Below are 17,656 nucleotides of genomic sequence, written 5' to 3' on the forward strand. Positions count from 1 at the left end.
CTGTGCGGGTGATTCATGACTGGGTCCAGCGCTGGTTGGTGCCACCGCCGCAGGTCCAGATGATGAGCTGGGTGCCGTCGGCGGAGCTGGCGCCGGTGGCGTCGAGGCACTTCGTGCCGTTGCGAATGGTCCCGTCGGTCTGCACGGTCCAGTTCTGCGCGGCGGACCCGTTGCAGGTGAGCAGCTGGACCGGCGTGCCATCAGCCGAGCTGCCGCCAGTGACATCCATGCACTTGCCCAAGGACTGGAACGTGCTGCCACTGCGGGTCCACTGTTGGTTGGCGCCGCCGTGACAGGTCCAGAGCTGGAGTTTGGCGCCGTCGGTGGAGCTGGCTCCGCTCACGTCAACGCACTTGCCACCGATCCCGGTGATCGGACCGGCACCACCGCTTGTCGCCGTACTGAAGGTGAAGGCGTCGAGATCGAACAGATAGCCGGAGCCACTGCCCGCGAAGGTCAGGTAGAGCGTGCCGGCTCCGCTCGGGATGTTCGACAGGGTCGTGGACACCTCGGTGAAGGTCTCCCACCCACCGGTCACCGGGACGGTCACCGTGCCGACTACAGCCCCAGTCGGCGATCCGGTCCGCACGGACAGCGTGCCGCCCGCGCCGCCCGACGAGACCCGGGCGCTGAACCGCGTCGCGCCACTGAGCGCGTACGGCTGGAAGGCGATCCAGTCGCCGTTGTGAATGTCGCCGACCGTCTTGCCGCCCTCCGCGACCGCCTTGTCGTACAGGGCGGTGCCCGACTGGCTGGAGTGGTGCTCCGCTTGGCGATGCCGCAACTGCAGGACGTGCTGGGTGTGGGTGGTCACGGGCGGCTGGCCGTTCGCGCCCAGGTCGGTGTATTCGGCGTCGAACACCGCGTACAGGTTCGCTGCCGTGTCGTGTTCACCGTCCGGGGGAATCGTCAGGGTGCCCGAGCAGCCGTTCTTCGAGGTGATCAGGTGCGCGTGGCTGTCATGGCCTACCAGATAGCTCAGCTTGACCCGGCTGCAGTCGATCGTGCCGTCCTCGGGATCGGACACCGTGATCGTGTACGCCACCGTATCGCCGAAGCTGAACAAGCTGCCGTTCACCGGCCTGCTCAGGGTGACCGTCGGAGCTGTATTGCCGACGGAGATGATCAGGCTGGTGTTGCCGGAGCGGCCGGCGGGATCGGTCACGGTGAGCGTGGCCGTGTACTGGCCGTTCGCGGTGTACGTATGGCTCGGGTTCGCCGCCGTGGAAGTGCTTCCGTCACCGAAGTTCCACGAGTACGACAGCGCACCGCCCTCCGGGTCGGAGGAGCCGGCCGACGAGAAGGTCACGGCCAGCGGCGCGGCTCCGGAGGTCCGGTTGGCGCTGGCCCGAGCGACCGGTGCCTGGTTGCCTTGCGGGTTGTACTCGATGCGGTAGAGCGCCGAGCTCGCGTCACCACTCCCCCAGCCGGTGCCGTAGTCGAGCACGTACAGCGCACCGTCCGGACCGAAGGCCGAGTCCATCACCTGTGTACCGCGCCACGGGAACGGGTTGATCTGGCCGGCCGACCCGTCGGAGTTCACGTCGATGACCTTGATCCAGCGCCGGCCGAACTCGCCCGCGAAGACGTGGCCGTCCAGGGCGGGCGGGAACTTGACCGACGACGGATTGGCGGCGTCGTACCGGTAGACCGGAGCGCTCATCGGCGACTCGGACCCGCAGCCGAACGCCGCCAGCGAACAGTTGTCGTACTTGATCCACGCGGCTCGCGCGGCGGGCAGGTTGGTCAACCCCGTGTTGTGCGGTGAGTTGTTGACCGGCGCGGCGCAGTTGAACCGGGCTCCGGACGGCCCCGACGGGAACGTGTAGTCCACATAGGTTTCTGCCGTGGTGTTCGAACCCACGCAGTACGGCCAGCCGTAGTTGCCCGCCGAGGTGATCCGGTTGAACTCCACCATGCCGGCCGGACCGCGGCTGTTACTCGCCGTACCGGCGTCCGGTCCGTAGTCGCCGAGGTAGACCACTCCGGTGGCCTTGTCTACGTTCATCCGGAACGGGTTGCGGAAGCCCATCGCGTAGATCTCCGGACGGGTCCGCGCGGTGCCGGGCGGGAACAGGTTGCCAGGCGGGATCGAGTACGACCCGTTGGCGTTCACCTTGATGCGCAGGACCTTGCCGCGCAGGTCGTTCGTATTGCCCGAGCTGCGTTGCGCGTCGAACGCGGGATTGCGGTTGGTGCGTTCGTCGATCGGGGTGTAGCCGCTCGAGGCGAACGGATTCGAGTCATCCCCGGTCGACAGGTACAAGTTGCCTGCGGCATCGAAATCGATGTCGCCGCCGACGTGACAGCAGACACCCCGGCTGGTCGGCACCTCCAGCACGGTGACCTGGCTGGCCGTGTTCAAGGTGAAGTTGGCGTTGAGGGTGAACCTCGACAGCCGGTTCACACCGTTCCACGCCGAGAAGTCCGTCCCGTTGTCCGGGGCGTCACCTCCCGGCGTGGAAAGTGGCGGCGAGTAGTACAGATAGATGAACCGGTTGGTGTTGAAGTTCGGGTCGACGCCGATGCCCTGCAAGCCTTCCTCGTCGTGGGTGTACACCGGCAAGGTGCCGATCACGCTGGTCGCCCCGCCCGCCGTGGTTCGCCGTACGGTCCCGTTGCGGGCGGTGTGCAGGACCGAGCGATCCGGTAGCACCGCCATCGACATCGGTTCACCCATTTCGGCCACCCCGCGCGCGAGTTCGACCTGCTGGAAGTCGGCCGGATCGACCGCATGCGCGGCGGCCTGCGGCGCCGTGCTGATCACATCCGCCGTCAAACCGGCGGCTAGCAGGATGGCGACGGAGATCGCCGCTCTGAGTCGAATCTTCATGGCAGTCACACCTTTTGAGCTCAGCGAGACGGGGCGGGAGGATCAGGTGTTCAGCAGGAGTTGGTCTGGGTGAGCAGGCCCATTCGCCAAGGCAGCCTCAGATAGTCGCCACCGGCGCCGGGGTCCTGGCCCTGGTAGACGAACTGCAGGCGACAGGGATTGATCGTCAGCGTTTGGTCATTGCTGGCCCGGACCAGCTCGCCGTGACTGATGTCCTGGGTCCAGGCACCGTTCGGGAACGTGACGTTGTTACGGCCGGCGAACGGCTGGCTTTCGGTTGCGGCCAACGGGCTCCAGTTGCCGGTAAGGCTGCTGGAGGTGAAGGACCGGAAGTACCGCCGGCCGGTGCTGCCGATCGCCTCCTGCATCAACAGGTACTGGTTGGAACCAGCCACCTTGTACACGTTCGTCGCCTCGAACAACGCGAACTTCGAATCCGACAGCACGATCTGGGTATTGCCGAATCCGTTCGGGAAGTTGGCCAGGGTGGTCTGGGCCCGATAGATGTGGCCGTTGTCGTCGCTGAAGAACAGGAAGCAGTTGGCGCTATCGCAGATGACCCAGAAGTCGATCCAGGTACCGTCGCCCTTGTTCTCCCGCACGATGTCGGGTTCGGTCGCGATGAAGGTGCGCGGCGCCGACCACGATCGCGGGTCCGCCGGGTTCGTGCTGGTGGAGTACGTCGGCGGGGCGGTCTGGTAGACCAGGTACCAAAGGTTTTTCGGCGCGAAATGGAACAACTGCGGCGCGGCGCGATAACCGGGACCGATCGCCGAGGCAGTATCCAGGTAGGTGTGCGGGGCCGCCGCGGCCTGCGACCAGTCGCCGAAGTTGAAGTTCACCAACCCCCAACCGTTCGCACCCGCCGTCGTGGCGTAAACGAGCCACTGGTTGTTGTGGCGTACCACCGAGAAGTCCTTGATCGAGTACCGGTTGGGATGCTGCGCGTCGGCCTTCGGCCCGGCGAGCACGCCACTGGAAGACCACCGAAAGGTCGACGGCAACGAACCGCCTGCCAGGGGCACCAGTTGCCACTGCTGGTTGGTCCCGCCGCTGTCAGTGCGCTGTACGACTCTCGCGCCGTCCGCGGTCGAACCACTGGAGACCTCGACGGCCTTGTTGCTGTTGCGGTTGATCAGCCGGACGTTGCCGTCGGGGGAATCGGCCAGCCGGAACTGCTGGTTCGTTCCGTTGTGCTCGGTCCATTGCGCGATGCCGGCGCCGTCCGCGGTCGAGGCGTTGAGCACGTCGAGCGCCTTGCCGGAATGGCGCGCCCGTAGCCGGTAGTACCCGCCACCGGAATCCACGAACTGGAACTGCTGGTTGGTGCCGTCGTGCCGAGACCATTGCTGGATGGCGGCGCCGTCGGCGGCGCTCGCCCCCGACACGTCCAACGCCTTGCCGCTGGCGCGGTTGACCAAGACGTACCAAGCGTTCGGGTCGACCGTCGCCGCCTGCGCCGGCATTACGCCGACCGCGGCAAGCAAGCCGGCCACGAGTGCTGTCACCAGGGCGAGCACCGTAGCGAGCCGGCCTTGCCGAGTCCTCTTCATGCCATGCATGGGCTTCTCCTTCGGCTAGGAGCGCTGGAGCTGGAAGCGCTGATTGGCGTTGCCGGTGTAGGTCCACTGCGAGATGCGCGCACCATCGGCAGCGGACGCCGCCCACACGTCCAGCGCGAGGCCGCTCAGCCGGTTGACCAGGCTCACCGAACCGTTGCCGTGATCGGTCACCTGCCACTGCTGGCCAGTGGCGTTCGTGTCGGGCTGCTGCGATACGTCCGCACCGCTGGCCGATCCCGACACCTGCAGCACGAGTCCGCTGTGCCGCGCCCGGATCCGGAAGTAGCCGCCGCCTGCGTCGAGGAAGTCGAATTGCTGGTTGGTCCCACCACTGGCCGACCACTGCTGCAGTACGGCACCGGCGGAGGTGGACGCGCCGGTGATGTCGGCGGCCTTACCGCTGTGCTGCGCCACCAGCCGGTAGTTGACCCCGACCTGAATCGGACTGCCGCTGCTTCCGCTGTTCAGCACGTTGAGTACGGCGTCGTACGCCTGCTTCTTGTTGCCGCTCCGGTCGAACAGCAACGGGTTCTCGCTCCCCCGCCACGAGTCGATATCCCGTACACCCCAGGTGGTGATACCGGTGCAACGCGGGACGTTGAGGCAGGCCCGAACAGTGTTGGCGTAAGCGGTCGGCGACGCCTGCGCGATGTCGAGCTCGGTGAGCTGTACGTCGACACCGAGCGCGGCGAAGTTGGCCACCGTGGTCTGGAAGGTGGCGGGCGCACCGCCGCTACCGAAGTGCGCTTGCAGGCCCACGCAGTCGATGGGCACACCGCGGGCTTTGAAGTCGCGAACCAGCCGGTAAACGCCTTGGGTCTTGGCGGCGTTCCAGTCCTCGATGTTGTAGTCGTTGTAGCAAAGCTTGGCGGCGGGATCCGCGGCGCGGGCCGTGCGGAACGCCTCCTCGATGAACCCGGTGCCGAGCACGTCGCGGAACACCGACGGACGAAGCTGGCCGCTGCCGCCGTCCGCGAACGCCTCGTTCACGACGTCCCACGAGTGGATCTGACCGCGATACCGGCCCGCCACAACGTTGATGTGGTTGTTCATCACACTGCGCAAGGTGTTCGCGTCGCGGATGCCGCTGACCCAGCTGGGCAACTGGGAATGCCAGACCAGGGTGTGGCCACGCAACTGCTTGTTCTGGCTGCGTGCGTGGTTGGCGATCCGGTCGGCCGAGCCGAAGGTGAAGTTGTTGCGGGACGGCTCGGTGTGGTCCCACTTCATCTCGTTCTCGGCGGTGATCGAGTTGAACTCGCGGTTGAGAATCGTCGTGTACTGCGAGTCGCTCAGCTTGCCGCCGGCGACCGCGGCGCCGAAGTACCGGCCGGACTGGGCTGCTGCGGCGCCGAGGGTAGTGGCTGCCATCGCGTCAACCGTTTCGGTGGCGCGACCGGCAGCGGTGGCGGACGGGCCCGGAACGAGCGCGACGGCGCTGGTCACGGCGAGCGCGGCGATCGCCGTGCGGAGCAGTGGCCGGCGCCACCGGTGGGCGGAATTCGGGGTCATACTTCCTCCTTTGTCGCTGGGAACTGGCATTGCCAGTGGGAGCGCTCCCAAGCTAAAGTGCGATGAACCTGGACGTTGTTGCTGGGGCGGAGCAGGACTACGAATCGCCCAGGCCTGTTTCAGCCGGCCTGGCGGCCGTCCTTCGAGCAGGACGGGAATCTGGCGCCGAATGCGCCAGCAGCAGTTCGGAAGTGAACCATGTGACTCCCGGGCGGGGGTGTCGTTCCAGATCGGTCAGTTGCAGACCGTACGCGACACATTACGGAGGGCGCAATGCTTCAGTCTTATCCACTTTTGGCTCAGCAAATAAGTCCGTCTTAGTGGCGGGAGTCGCGCGGATCGTCCGTGCCCTCAAGCTGAACGGCCTTGCCGCAGATTGCTGCAATCGGGTGCGTTTGTTCGCTTCTGAACGTTCTTGCCCACCTCTGATCGGCTGATGGACACGGTCTGACGCCCACGCCATATTTCTTGCACATCGCACGGCGTCCGACCCGGGCGGACCAGCTCCGGTCCAGGTCAGGCATAACGATCGCGCCGCCCGTCAGCCCCAAGCGGCGCTGCCCTCGATCCGCTCAGAGAGGCGAAGACATGAACGGAAGACCGCACGAGTTCCGTACCGCGACCGCCAGGCCGTCCACTGGCAATCGCTCCGCACCAAAGCGGCGCATTCGGCCGCTGCGCCGACTACTGACCGTCGTGATGGCGAGCGCACTCGCGCTGGGAGGCGCCGTCGTCAGCCCGGCGCCGGCCACTGCAGCCACCAATCAGTTCCGCGGTATGAACTGGGCCGTGCTAGGCGACAACTTCAGCCGCGGCCCACTCGTCATTTCAGGCCTCAGCCAGACCGACAGCAACGCGACCGTGCGGGCCAAGGCCAATGCCCTCTACGACGACATGGCGGCGATGGGCGTCAACACGGTCCGGCTGCCGATCAACACCCACACCGTCGGCACGACCTGGTGGAACAACTACCGGGGCGCGATCGACGCCGCGACCGCACGCGGTTTCAAGGTCATTCTCGCCTACTGGGAAGACGGCGCCGCCTCGGGCGGCAAGGTCACGAACTACGGCGCGTGGAACACGATGTGGTCCCGCGTGACCAGCACCTACGGCTCCAACGCCAACGTGTACTTCGAGCCGATGAACGAGCCGCACGGCTACAGCTCGTCGGAATGGCGCAACGTCGCGGCCGAGTGGCTCCGCTACCACTATTCGGCGGTACCCAGCCGGGTGCTCATCGGCGGCACCGGCTTGAGCCAGGATCTGCGGGATATCTGCAACGACAGCCGCTTCAGTGGCACGTTGCTGTCTTTCCACTACTACGCCTTCTTCTACGGCCCAATGACGTACGACGGCTTCCGGAGCCACATTCAGACGCGGCTGGGCAACTGCGCTTCCCGCGCGGTTCTGACCGAGTACGGCGCGCCGATGTCGAACGGCCTCAACTACGCCAACGCGAGCAGCACCGACAATTTCGTCCGCTATATTCGCGCCATCACCCAGGTCATGCGTGACAACCAAATGGGCGGCACCTACTGGCCCGCGCTGGGCGGTAAGCGCACCAACGGCGGCAGTTACGACTGGTATTCGATGTTCGCCTTGAGTGGCAGCGGCACCAATCTGAACTTGACCGTTCGCAACAACTCCGGTCGGGACCGGATCAGGTACGGCTGGGGGTTGTGAGCAGACACGACGCCCAGGCCGGGTAAACGAGCCGGCGATTCCAGTACGGTCGCGGACCAGCGCCACGGCCGCTGACAACAATGCGCGAATAACAAACAAATATGAAAGAAGAGGGCAGATCGGCGCCGGCCGATCTGCCCTCTTTGCTATGTAGGTAAACCCTTGGATAACCATGGCGAGCCGAGATCCCGCTGTGCTAGCTTGATTTTCAACCATAGTTCCACGGTGTTCTTCCCGGTCGCCATGATTAGTGAGCTCACTACTTATGGCAATGATCGCGGAACCGCCCCACACCGGAGGTCGTAATGCGTTCGACAGTGTTTATCGACATTGCCCATTTCGACATCGCGGGTATCAACTGAACCCGCCGGCGGTCTAACCGCACCCGAATACGCGTAGTTTCCCGGATGGGTCCGGCCGGTCACAGCCGGATCCATCCGGGCCGTTCAGGCCGGCGCCATTCAGGCGGTTCCGGTCGTCGCGCGACGACCGGCAGACGGTCGTCGTACCGCCCCAAATAGGCCGGACACCGGCGGATCGCAGCCAATCGGCGCGCGCGCCACCACGCGCGCCGATTCCCCACGCCCACTCGCCAACACCGTTCGTGATCGCTCGACTACACGACGTACTGACCAAGGAGGTCTCATGAGCATCAACCGCGCGACAACCGAATACCTGGACAGGTACGAGGTGGACCCACCGCTTCAGCTCTCCGCGTTACACGGACTCCCTCCCGCTGACCGAATCCTCTTCCAGCGTTACGGTCACGCCCGAGTTTCCAGGCCGGCCTTCAGCCGCATCCACCACGCGATCGAAGCCCAGGCCCGCATGCGTCCTCAGGCCACCGCGGTGGAGCACCTCGGCGTTCGCCTCACATACCAAGAGCTCGACCGCTTGGCCGATTGCCTGGCGAACCAGTTGGCCGCCCGCGGCGTCCGGCGGGGCGATCGGGTCGGCCTGTTCCTCAGGCGGTCGGCGCATATGGTGGTCGGGATCCTGGCCATCCTCAAGGCCGGAGCCGCCTATGTGCCGCAGGACATCCGGATCACCCCGCCACAGCACCTGCGCCACGTCGTCAGCACGGCCGGAATCCGCGTCATCCTCACCACCCGAGAGCACGAGGTGCCCGCGGAGCTCGGGGAAATCGTCTGCCTCGACACCATCGCCACCGAGGCCGAACCGCCCCGAGCCGATCGGGGTGGCGACGCGGCCGTGGTGATCTTCACCTCCGGAACGACCGGTAAGCCGAACGGCGTCCAGGTGACCCACGCCAACCTCTGCAACGTGCTGCTCACCGAGCCGGGATCGTTGGGAATCAGGCCGGGTGATCGGGTCGGGCAACTGCTGAACATCGCGTTCGACATGGCCGCCTGGGAGATCCTGGGCACGCTCGCACACGGCGGCACACTGGTTGTTCGAGGCAACGACCTCGCGGGTACGGCGGAGAGCCTGAACGTCATCGTCGCGACGCCGAGCATCCTGGCCACGCTGGATCCGGCAGCATGCCCGGGCGTTCACACCGTTGCGGTCGCCGGTGAACGGTGCCCGCAGTCCCTCGCCGACACCTGGTCGCGGCACGCGGCCTTCCACAACTGCTGCGGCCCGACCGAGGTCACCATCGTGAATACCGTGCAGCGCTACGACGGCGCATTGACCATCGGCCGGCCTGTGCCGAACACGACGGTGTACATCCTCGACGACCGGCTCCAGCCCTGCCCGATCGGCGAAATCGGCGAGATGTGGGCGGGCGGCGCGTGTGTCACCGACGGATACGTGGGCAACGAGACGCTTACCGCCGAACGGTACCGGCCCGATCCCTTCCTCGGCGGTACGAACCGGATGTTCCGTACGCGGGATCTGGCCCGGTGGACGCCGGACGGTCAGCTGGAACACCACGGCCGGACCGACGACCAGGTGAAGATCCGGGGATTCCGGGTCGAACTCGACGCGGTCACTTCGGCGCTCGAGCAGAGTCCCGGTTGCGCCGGCGCCGCCGCCGTACTGCACGAGGATCGGCTGGTCGGTTTCGTCAGCCCGGCCACGGTCCAGCCGGAGGTGGTTCGCCGAGTTGTCGAAGAACTACTGCCGTACTACTGCTGGCCGACGCTGATCGTGCCGGTGGACAAGCTGCCGATGACCGAACGCGGCAAGATCGACCGGCGCGCGCTGGTATCCCGGCTGGACACCGTCGCATGACAACACAGCTCGTCCTCCCGGCCGCGGGACAGTCGCTACGCGCCAAGGTCAAGCGCCGCCCGTTCACGCATCACAACCGGCTCGCCGTCGCCGTCGTACTGGTCAACGTGGCGCTGATCCCGATCGCCGACGCGCCGTCGATGGTGCTCGCCAACTTCGCTCTTGCCGTCCTGATCCGCCAGCAGTACGTGATCAACCTGCTGTTCCGGCTGGCGACCAGCGTGCCCACGCACTGGCCGTTGCGGCTCCGGTGGACGATGGGCAAGGTGTACCACTTCGGTGGCCTGCACGTCGGCGCCTCGATCTGCGCCACCGCGTGGTTCCCTTTCACCGCGCCTTCCCTCCCCCTCACCTGGGTGATCGTGGCGCTGCTGCTGGCGATGATCGTGCTGGCGCTACCGCCGCTACGAGCCCGCCAGCACGACTGGTTCGAACGAGCCCATCGCTTCGGCGGCTGGTCCGTACTCGCGCTCTTCGCTCTGCACGCGATGGAAACGGCCAGTACGGCGAGTCTGTGGGTACTCGCGGTTGTGGTGTTCAGCGTGGTCCTGCCTTGGCTGCGGTTGCGCCGGGTCCCGGTCCGAATCGAGCGACCGTCCCGGCATGTCGCGATCGTCCGGTTCGACTACGGGGTAACGCCGTTCGCCGGTTCGTCCACCGCCGTGAGCCGGAATCCTCTGCTCGAGTGGCATTCCTTCGCGAACGTACCGGCACCAGGGCACGCCGGGTTCCGCCTGACGATCTCGCGCGCCGGGGACTGGACCGGCGCGCTCATCGACGACCTTCCGCCGTACGTGTGGGTCAAGGGCATTCCGACCGCGGGCGTCGGCAACATCGACAAGTTGTTCCGCAAGGTGGTGTGGGTCGCGACCGGCAGCGGCATCGGCCCGTGCCTGCCGCATCTGCTCGCGGGTGATACGCCGTCGCTGCTGGTCTGGTCGACCCGGCATCCACGGCAGACGTACGGCGATGCCTTGGTCGACGAAATTCTGGCGGTTCAGCCTGATGCCGTCATCTGGGACACCGATGCGGAAGGCAAACCCGATCTGCTCGCGCTGGCCTATCAGGCGTATCTGCGGTCCGGCGCCGAAGCGGTCATCTGCATCTCGAACAAAAGAACCACCTGGCACATCGTCGAGGAGCTGGAAATGCGTGGCATTCCGGCCTTTGGCGCCATCTGGGACTCGTGAGGGAGACACCATGGACTATTCGAACCTGCACGTCGAGGACAGCGACATCGTGACGCTGACCATTACCCGCCCGGCCGCCCGCAACGCCTTGTCCGCGCAGGTGCTGACCGAGCTACGGCACTTCCTCCGCACTGCTTTCAAACCGATGATTCTCACCGCCGTAGCTGGACCTGCGTTTGTCGCCGGTGCGGACATCCGCGAGATGGCGGCCATGTCCCCGGACGAAGGCGCGGAGTTCGGCCGACTCGGTCAGGATGTGATGAACCTGCTGGAGCGCGTGCCCGCGCCGGTCATCGCGTGCGTCGACGGATACGCGCTCGGCGGTGGCTGCGAACTGGCGATGGCCGCGGACTTCATCTACGCGACCCCCAAGGCGGTGTTCGGCCAGCCGGAGGTGCTGCTCGGACTGATCCCCGGATTCGGCGGCTGCGTACGTTTGCAACAGCTCGTCGGTCCCGGCGTGGCCCGAGAGCTGATCTACTCCGGCCGCAAAATCGACGCCGAGCAGGCGCGACGCATCGGCCTCGTGAACGACGTCTTCGATTCGAGACAGGACATGCTCGCGGCCGCCGCCCGTACGCTGCGCGAGATCGCGCTGAACTCCCCTGCCGCGGTCGCCCTGTGCAAGTCCGCGATCAACGGCGCTCGCGGGACGAACGTCGATACCGGACTCGAGTTGGAGGCGGCGGCGTTCCGGCAGGCTTTCACCACACCCGATATGCGCGAGGGCACCAACGCATTCCTGGCCAAGCGCACGCCTGTGTTCGAATCCGCTTGATTGCGAAGGCCCGAATGACCGAGGTGCGGTCCTTCGCTCATTCGGGCCTTCGCAGGCGGTGATCAGGACAGCGCCCACTGCTGGTTGCCGCCGCCGTGGCAAGCCCAGAGCTGCACCTTGGCGCCGTTGCCGGTACCGGCGCCGCTGACGTCCAGGCAAATTCTGGACTGTACGCCGGTGATGGTGCCGTTCGCGTTGAACTGCCACTGCTGGTTCGCTCCCCCGGTGCACGGCGAGATCACGACCGGGGTGCCGTTGGTGGTCTGGTTGTTCAGCGCGGTCGCACACCGGAGGTTGCCGCCGCTGTAGACGGTGAGCTGGCCCGTCGCGGTGCGGGTCCAGGTTTTGTTCGCTCCGCCGGAACATGCCCAGATGTTGAGCTGCGTTCCTGGGGTGGTGCTGTTGTTGGGGACATCCAGGCACTTGCCCGCGGCCAGCGCGAGTAGCTCACCGGTAGTGGGACGCAGAGCGCGTTCGATACCTGCTGCCGCCATCACCTGCTGCGCGGCCACGGGCCAGGAACCGGTCACCTGAACGTTGCCCCGGAGAACGTTGTTGTGCGGCGGCCCGGTGGCCACGTTCGTCACGCCGGTGTTGTACCAGTTGTCCGCGAAGACGTTGTCGTTGGTGTTGTTGGTAAAGCTGGCGTTGGTGAATGCGAAGACCCCGCTGTCGATGACCACGTTGTTCGACACGGAGACGTAGCGAGAGCCCTCGTCCAGATACAGGCCGACGGTGCTCCGGTTGTCGTACACAAGATTGTGGTCGATCGAGCCACCCGGGTTGGCGGACAGGTTGTAGAGACTTCCGCCATCGTGCAGCGACTTCTTGGTGCCGTGCACAACGTTGTACCTGACGATCGTCTCGCGCAACGTGGTCGGAGTCGTATAGACCGGCTGGTAGTCGTACAGGCCGCGATTGCGGTAGTCCTGGCTGCCACCGGGATCGTTGGCGCCCCAGCCCCAGCCGATGTCGATGCCGTCGTAGGCGAGGTTGAACACCTCGTTGTGCTCGATGATCGCGCGGGTGGCGTACGTCGACAGGATGCCCGCCATGTCCTTGTAGTCCTTGGCGACATCGGTCACCAGGTTGTTCTTGATCAGGATGTCCCGGTTGATCATCGCGGGATTGCTCGGGTGGTGCGCGTCCGGGCGCACTCCGCCGACAAGGATGCCGCCGCCGGACAGATTCGTGAAGGTGTTCTGCAGTACGGCGATGTTGGACGCGCCGAGGCCGATACCCGACTGGTGCGCGCCCGCGTCATTGCCGATACCGAGGCCAACCTGGCCAAGGTGGCGGAACGTGTTGTTGATGAGGCTGACCCCGGAAGCGGCCGAGACCTGTACGGCGGCGGGCACCTGCCCCCAGCCGTTCCGCGTGGCCTCGAACTGCCGGCAGCCCGACTGACATGAGGTCAGGAAGTCGCCGGGCATCGGATAGGTCGACACGATGAAGGCGCCACTCTGCTGATTGGCGTAGCCGAGCGAACTGCCTGGTTGGAGCCAGGTGGTGTGCTCGAAGACCATGTCCCGGATGGTGATGTTGCGGACCGGGTCAGCGTAGGTGCCGCTCAGCTGAACCAGTGAGGTCAATCGCGGCAGCACGATGTCGTGGCCCACGGGCGACTGGCCCGCGGCCGCTTTGTAATAGAGCCGTCCGGCCTGGGGGTCGAGGTACCACTGCCCGGCGTTCCGCAGAAACGAGTAGGAGTTGTGCAGCGTGAGACCACCGCCGGCGAAGGGTTTCGCGAGGGTGTCGTAGCCCCAGTTGTTGTTGTTCCACGCGGGTTGTTGCATTGTGATCGTGGTCCCGCTGATGCTCTGCACCGGGGAGTACCGGTCGGTGAACGAGTTCAGGCTCTCCACCTCGATCCGGTTCTGCCGAGGCAGCGTGGCGAGGTAGTTGAGTGCGGAGTTCGTGATGACCATGCCAGTGGTGGTGATCCGCACGTCGTTGCGCGAAAGGGGGATCGACGCGCGGGGCGCGAGTGTTCCGTTCACGTAGAGCTGCCGGGAGTCGATACCCTGCGGAACCGTCGCGACCCAGATGTTCGCGCCTGCGTCGTGCTGGGTCCAGCCGGTGACGGGCTGGCCGCCGGACACTCTTGGTGTCGCGCCAGGACTGGCCTGCCAGGTGACGGTATGACCGTTGCGTCCTGAGTCGGCGCTGGTGAACTTCAGGGGTTCGGACAGCCGGTGGACACCGCCGGCGAGCTCCACGATCACGTCGCTCTCGCCCGACCGGGCACGCGCCATCTCCTGGGCCTTGGCCAAGGAGGCGACCGGGCTGGCGGCGGAACCCTCGTTCCGGTCATTGCCGTTGGGGGCGACAACAATCCGTACGATCGCGCTGTCGGCGGCCAGGGCCGGAGGGCCGACGAGGAGTGATCCGATCAGGGCGGCCGGTGCGGCGAGTATCGCGGCGGTCAACGATCTGGTGCCTGGGGGCATGGGGTGTCACCTTTCCGGAGGGCGGGCTCAACGGGGTCGATCCGGTTGGTTACGTGCCGAGGAAGCAGCCGAGGGGCCTATCGACTGCTGTGCGGACGACAGGTCGTCAGCTGCTGGATGTATCTGATCAATGAGAAGCCGTGTTACCTGCGTGCGGACACCATGCAGGCGGGTTCCCACGCGGGCCCACGTTGATTGGTGAAGTTTAGGTATCACATAACAACCGCCGGATAACAGTCAGTCAAGAGATGAGACTTACTAATCCGTTGGACTAACCAGCGCCGGGCCGGCCTCGCCGGCTGTATTCTCGGGATCGGCGTGCGCAGGTCGCGGGTGAGGTGCCTCTTCGGATTCAACGATGAGCCGCACTCTTTCTGGCGGTCCCTAGACGAAGGAGGCAGGCAGATGGACAGCTCATCCGTGCCCACAGGAGTATCCACGCGCGAGCCTGGCCCGTACCGGCCCGGTTACGAGTTGGTGGCCGAGCAAATCCTGCAGCTGATCGCGGAGCTGGAACTGCGGCCGGGTGACCGCATGCCCACCGAGAACGAACTTGCCACCCGACTCGGCTCCAGCCGAACCGTCGTACGGGAAGCGGTCAAGATCCTCTCGGCGATCGGCCGGATTCGCGCTCAGAAAGGCCGCGGCCTCTACGTCTCCGACGACGAGGGAATGCTCGGCTCGGCACGCTGGGGCGGGTTCTTCCATCCCACCGACCTCGATCACGTCTACATGCTGTTCGAGTTCCGCCGCGTCCAGGAGACCGCGGCCAGCCGACTGGCAGCGACCCGCGCGACCCCGCCCGAACTGCGAGCCATCGAAGCCGCCGCCGAAACCTGCCGGCAGGGCCACCTGACCGGGCAGGTCGCGCTGTTCAATCGTGGTGACGACGACTTCCACCTCGCGATCGCCACCGCGTCACACAACAACTTCCTGATCGCGTCGGTTCGCGAGGCCCGCCGCCTGCAGTACCAGTCGACCACCATCGGCCTGCACGGCAGCGTCGGCGGCCACGCCGCGGAAGCCACCGAGGAGCACGCCGCCATCTTCCAGGCGATCCGCGACGGCGACCCCGAAGCCGCGGCCCGGGCCACCGCCATCCACCTCGACAACACCCTCGAGGACTACCGCCGCGAAATCCAACGCCGCGTCTTCGGCGAATGAACTCTGGGGTCCGCTTGCCGCTTTCTACAGATCCAGCAGGTACAGGCTGAAGGTCGTCGGCGTACCGTCCGGAAGCGTGTCCCGGTTGGACGGAAAGTCCCTGACGTACCTGAACCCGGCCTGCTGTGCGACCCGGACGGACGCCAGGTTCTCCGGCTCCACACGGATGGCGGCGCGCCTTCCGATCTTGCCGGTTCGAAGCACGTCGCAGATGAGGCGTACGGCCTCCACCGCGACACCTTGGCCGCGAGCCCACGGGTGAACCGCTTCCGCATCCGCCGCCACCAAAGGCCTGAGCTCAACCGTCACCCGGCCGACGGTACGTCGTGCAACCGGCACTCGCCATACATCGACGCCTGCTCGCGGCTTTTGTCACGGCAACGGACGCGTCGTACGACTGGTCCGGTTGCTGCGGTACGTGAGCGGGGCTAGATCGTGGCGCAGGCGTGGGTCACGGTGCTGGTCCAGAGGCTCGGGTGGGTGGACCAGAGGTCGTGGGGAACGTCGGGGATTGTCGTCAACTTGCCGTGCGGGACTAGGGCGGCGAGCTGCGCTAGTGGCCAGCGTGGGCGGATATCGGCTCCGAGGCTTTGCCTGCCTCGTACGCCTCGGACCAGCTGCGATCGCGTTGCGGCCCGCGGCCGGCGATGCCAACCACGCCCGTCACCACCTCCGGATGTTCGACCGCGTAGCGCACGGCGAGATCGCAACCCCACGAATGGCCCAGCACGATCCAGCTTTCGACGCCGATCGCCGCGCGGATGCCTTCTAGATCAGCGATCGCGCGTTCCATGTCGTGCGGGCCGCCGCCCGACCGGCCGACGCCGCGCGGTTCGGGGAACCACGCCCGGTGGCCGGCGGGCGAGAGCTCTTCCTGTTCCAGGTACTGCACGCACCCCGGTCCCCCGGTCAGTACCACGACGTCAGGCCCTTGCCCAGTCACGCCAACGTGCAGCGCTACGCCGTCCACCTGGATCGTCCGCGAATCCATATCCCGGACACTAGCAACAACCAGCGGCGCCCACCGACTTCGTGTGGTCAGACGATCGGTAGCGCTCAAAATGGATTAGGCCATTTGATGGTTGTCGAATAGCGCGAAAGGCGTTGAACCGGTTGGCGCCGAGGGCCGTTTGGTGGGCATCTATCCCTCACGGAAAGGCCTTCAAGATGAAGCGCTTTCTACCTTTTGTTTGTGCCGGGCTCCTGGCGGCCCTGCTACCTGCAAACGCGCAAGCCAGCTCCTGTAGCTACACCCCGAGTCAGGCCACGACTTTTCCGAACGGCACTGGCGGCGGTCAACTCACTGACACCGACGGCGCCAACGGTTATGTCGGAACGGCGTTCCTCAACCAGAACCACGACCCCTACCCGCATGGCGCGGTATGGCGGGACGGCGTCGCGGTGACGGACCTCGGCGCACTCGGAATGGCGTTCGCGGTCAACCGTTCAGGTGACGCCGTCGGCTGGAAATGGGGTGGCAAGTCGGCGGTTTACCTACCGCGAGGTGGTACGCCCGTACCGTTGGCGATCCCGACGGGCGTCACCAAATCGATCCCAACGCCGACCGGGATCAGTGACGACGGTCTGATCGTCGGATACGCCCGGTACGACGACGGCACGGATCACGCGTTGACGTGGCACGCCGGCACGGCCGGTACGACGTACCGGGATCTCGGGGTGACCGGCGTTCGCGTGCCGTTGACCGATGTCAGCGACGACGGGCTGGCCGTTGGCACGGTCAAGCGCGGCCAGTTCCTCACCGCCGTCAGCGGAACCAGCCTCACCGCGCTCGGTGGCGTTGATCCGCGCGCGGACAGCCAGGCGAACGATGTCGCCGGACGGTTCGTACTTGGAAAGGGCACGGTTCCCGGCCAGGGCACCGGTACCGTGCTGTGGGAGAACGGCGTACCGCGTCTGCTCGGCATCACCGGCAACGCGACCGACGTCAACCTCAACGGCGTTGTCGTCGGCAACGACAGCACCGGTCCATTCGTTGTTCGCGGCAACGAAAAGGCCGCCCTGCCCAAGCTGCCGGGACACACCACCGCACAGGCACTCGCGGTCACCGACGACGGCCGCGTCCTGGGCTGGAGCCGCACCGCCGACCTCGAACAACAATCGGTGCCGGTGATCTGGACCTGCCACTGATCTCGGCTAGGGACACCCCGGACCTGGTGATGCCGGGGCGTTCCTGAGCCGCGGCGGGCACGTTCTCCAACAGGAACAGCGGCGACGGCGGTCGTCGTACGGCGAGGCCGTGCGACGACCGCCACACCCGAATGTTGCTC

General features: G+C 66.0%; 12 protein-coding genes. 6 read left to right on the forward strand and 6 right to left on the reverse strand.

What is annotated here, in order from left to right:
- Nucleotides 1-13: 13 nt before the first annotated feature.
- The 3 genes from ACFFGN_RS05245 to ACFFGN_RS05255 are packed head-to-tail and all read right to left on the reverse strand — an operon-like array spanning nt 14 to nt 5,907.
- A complete protein-coding gene (locus tag ACFFGN_RS05245) occupies nt 14-2,833 on the reverse strand; it encodes a PQQ-dependent sugar dehydrogenase (protein WP_380044155.1) in 2,820 nt (939 codons plus the stop codon).
- A gap of 50 nt (nt 2,834-2,883) precedes the next feature.
- A complete protein-coding gene (locus tag ACFFGN_RS05250; protein WP_380044156.1) occupies nt 2,884-4,395 on the reverse strand; it encodes a non-reducing end alpha-L-arabinofuranosidase family hydrolase in 1,512 nt (503 codons plus the stop codon).
- Between the two features lie 15 nt (nt 4,396-4,410).
- Nucleotides 4,411-5,907 (reverse strand): glycoside hydrolase family 10 protein, encoded by a 1,497-nt coding sequence (locus ACFFGN_RS05255; RefSeq protein ID WP_380044157.1) that lies wholly within the window; start codon nt 5,905-5,907, stop codon nt 4,411-4,413.
- A 588-nt stretch (nt 5,908-6,495) separates the two neighbouring features.
- Between ACFFGN_RS05255 and ACFFGN_RS05260 the strand changes: the two genes are divergently transcribed.
- The 4 genes from ACFFGN_RS05260 to ACFFGN_RS05275 all read left to right on the forward strand — a co-directional run bounded on the left by ACFFGN_RS05260 (nt 6,496) and on the right by ACFFGN_RS05275 (nt 11,754).
- Nucleotides 6,496-7,590 carry a glycoside hydrolase family 5 protein gene (locus ACFFGN_RS05260; RefSeq protein WP_380044158.1) on the forward strand — a complete coding sequence of 365 codons (1,095 nt, stop codon included), beginning with the start codon at nt 6,496-6,498 and terminating at the stop codon, nt 7,588-7,590.
- A 645-nt stretch (nt 7,591-8,235) separates the two neighbouring features.
- On the forward strand, nt 8,236-9,786 hold the full coding sequence (locus ACFFGN_RS05265; protein ID WP_380044159.1) for an amino acid adenylation domain-containing protein: 1,551 nt from the start codon (nt 8,236-8,238) through the stop codon (nt 9,784-9,786).
- A complete protein-coding gene (locus tag ACFFGN_RS05270; protein ID WP_380044160.1) occupies nt 9,783-10,976 on the forward strand; it encodes an FNR domain-containing protein in 1,194 nt (397 codons plus the stop codon). Before ACFFGN_RS05265 ends, ACFFGN_RS05270 begins: the two co-directional genes overlap by 4 nt.
- Nucleotides 10,977-10,986: 10 nt before the next feature.
- Nucleotides 10,987-11,754, forward strand: a complete 768-nt coding sequence (locus ACFFGN_RS05275; RefSeq protein ID WP_380044161.1) for an enoyl-CoA hydratase/isomerase family protein — start codon at nt 10,987-10,989, stop codon at nt 11,752-11,754.
- A gap of 62 nt (nt 11,755-11,816) precedes the next feature.
- On the opposite strand, the gene ACFFGN_RS05280 is transcribed toward ACFFGN_RS05275, so the two are convergent.
- Complete coding sequence (locus ACFFGN_RS05280) at nt 11,817-14,204, reverse strand: ricin-type beta-trefoil lectin domain protein (RefSeq protein WP_380044162.1); 2,388 nt, start codon at nt 14,202-14,204, stop codon at nt 11,817-11,819.
- Nucleotides 14,205-14,609: 405 nt separating this feature from the next.
- Between ACFFGN_RS05280 and ACFFGN_RS05285 the strand changes: the two genes are divergently transcribed.
- The gene (locus ACFFGN_RS05285) at nt 14,610-15,368 is read left to right on the forward strand and encodes a FadR/GntR family transcriptional regulator (protein ID WP_380044163.1); all 759 of its coding nucleotides are present in this window, start codon (nt 14,610-14,612) and stop codon (nt 15,366-15,368) included.
- Between the two features lie 24 nt (nt 15,369-15,392).
- Here ACFFGN_RS05285 and ACFFGN_RS05290 read toward each other — a convergent pair whose 3' ends face one another.
- On the reverse strand, nt 15,393-15,677 hold the full coding sequence (locus tag ACFFGN_RS05290; protein ID WP_380044164.1) for a GNAT family N-acetyltransferase: 285 nt from the start codon (nt 15,675-15,677) through the stop codon (nt 15,393-15,395).
- A 244-nt stretch (nt 15,678-15,921) separates the two neighbouring features.
- Nucleotides 15,922-16,359 (reverse strand): alpha/beta fold hydrolase, encoded by a 438-nt coding sequence (locus ACFFGN_RS05295; protein ID WP_380044165.1) that lies wholly within the window; start codon nt 16,357-16,359, stop codon nt 15,922-15,924.
- Between the two features lie 176 nt (nt 16,360-16,535).
- On the opposite strand from ACFFGN_RS05295, the gene ACFFGN_RS05300 reads away from it, so the two are divergent.
- The gene (locus ACFFGN_RS05300; protein ID WP_380044166.1) at nt 16,536-17,516 is read left to right on the forward strand and encodes a hypothetical protein; all 981 of its coding nucleotides are present in this window, start codon (nt 16,536-16,538) and stop codon (nt 17,514-17,516) included.
- Nucleotides 17,517-17,656: the final 140 nt, after the last annotated feature.

Source organism: Kribbella deserti, from assembly GCF_042434725.1.
In the GTDB taxonomy this organism is placed as follows: domain Bacteria; phylum Actinomycetota; class Actinomycetes; order Propionibacteriales; family Kribbellaceae; genus Kribbella; species Kribbella deserti.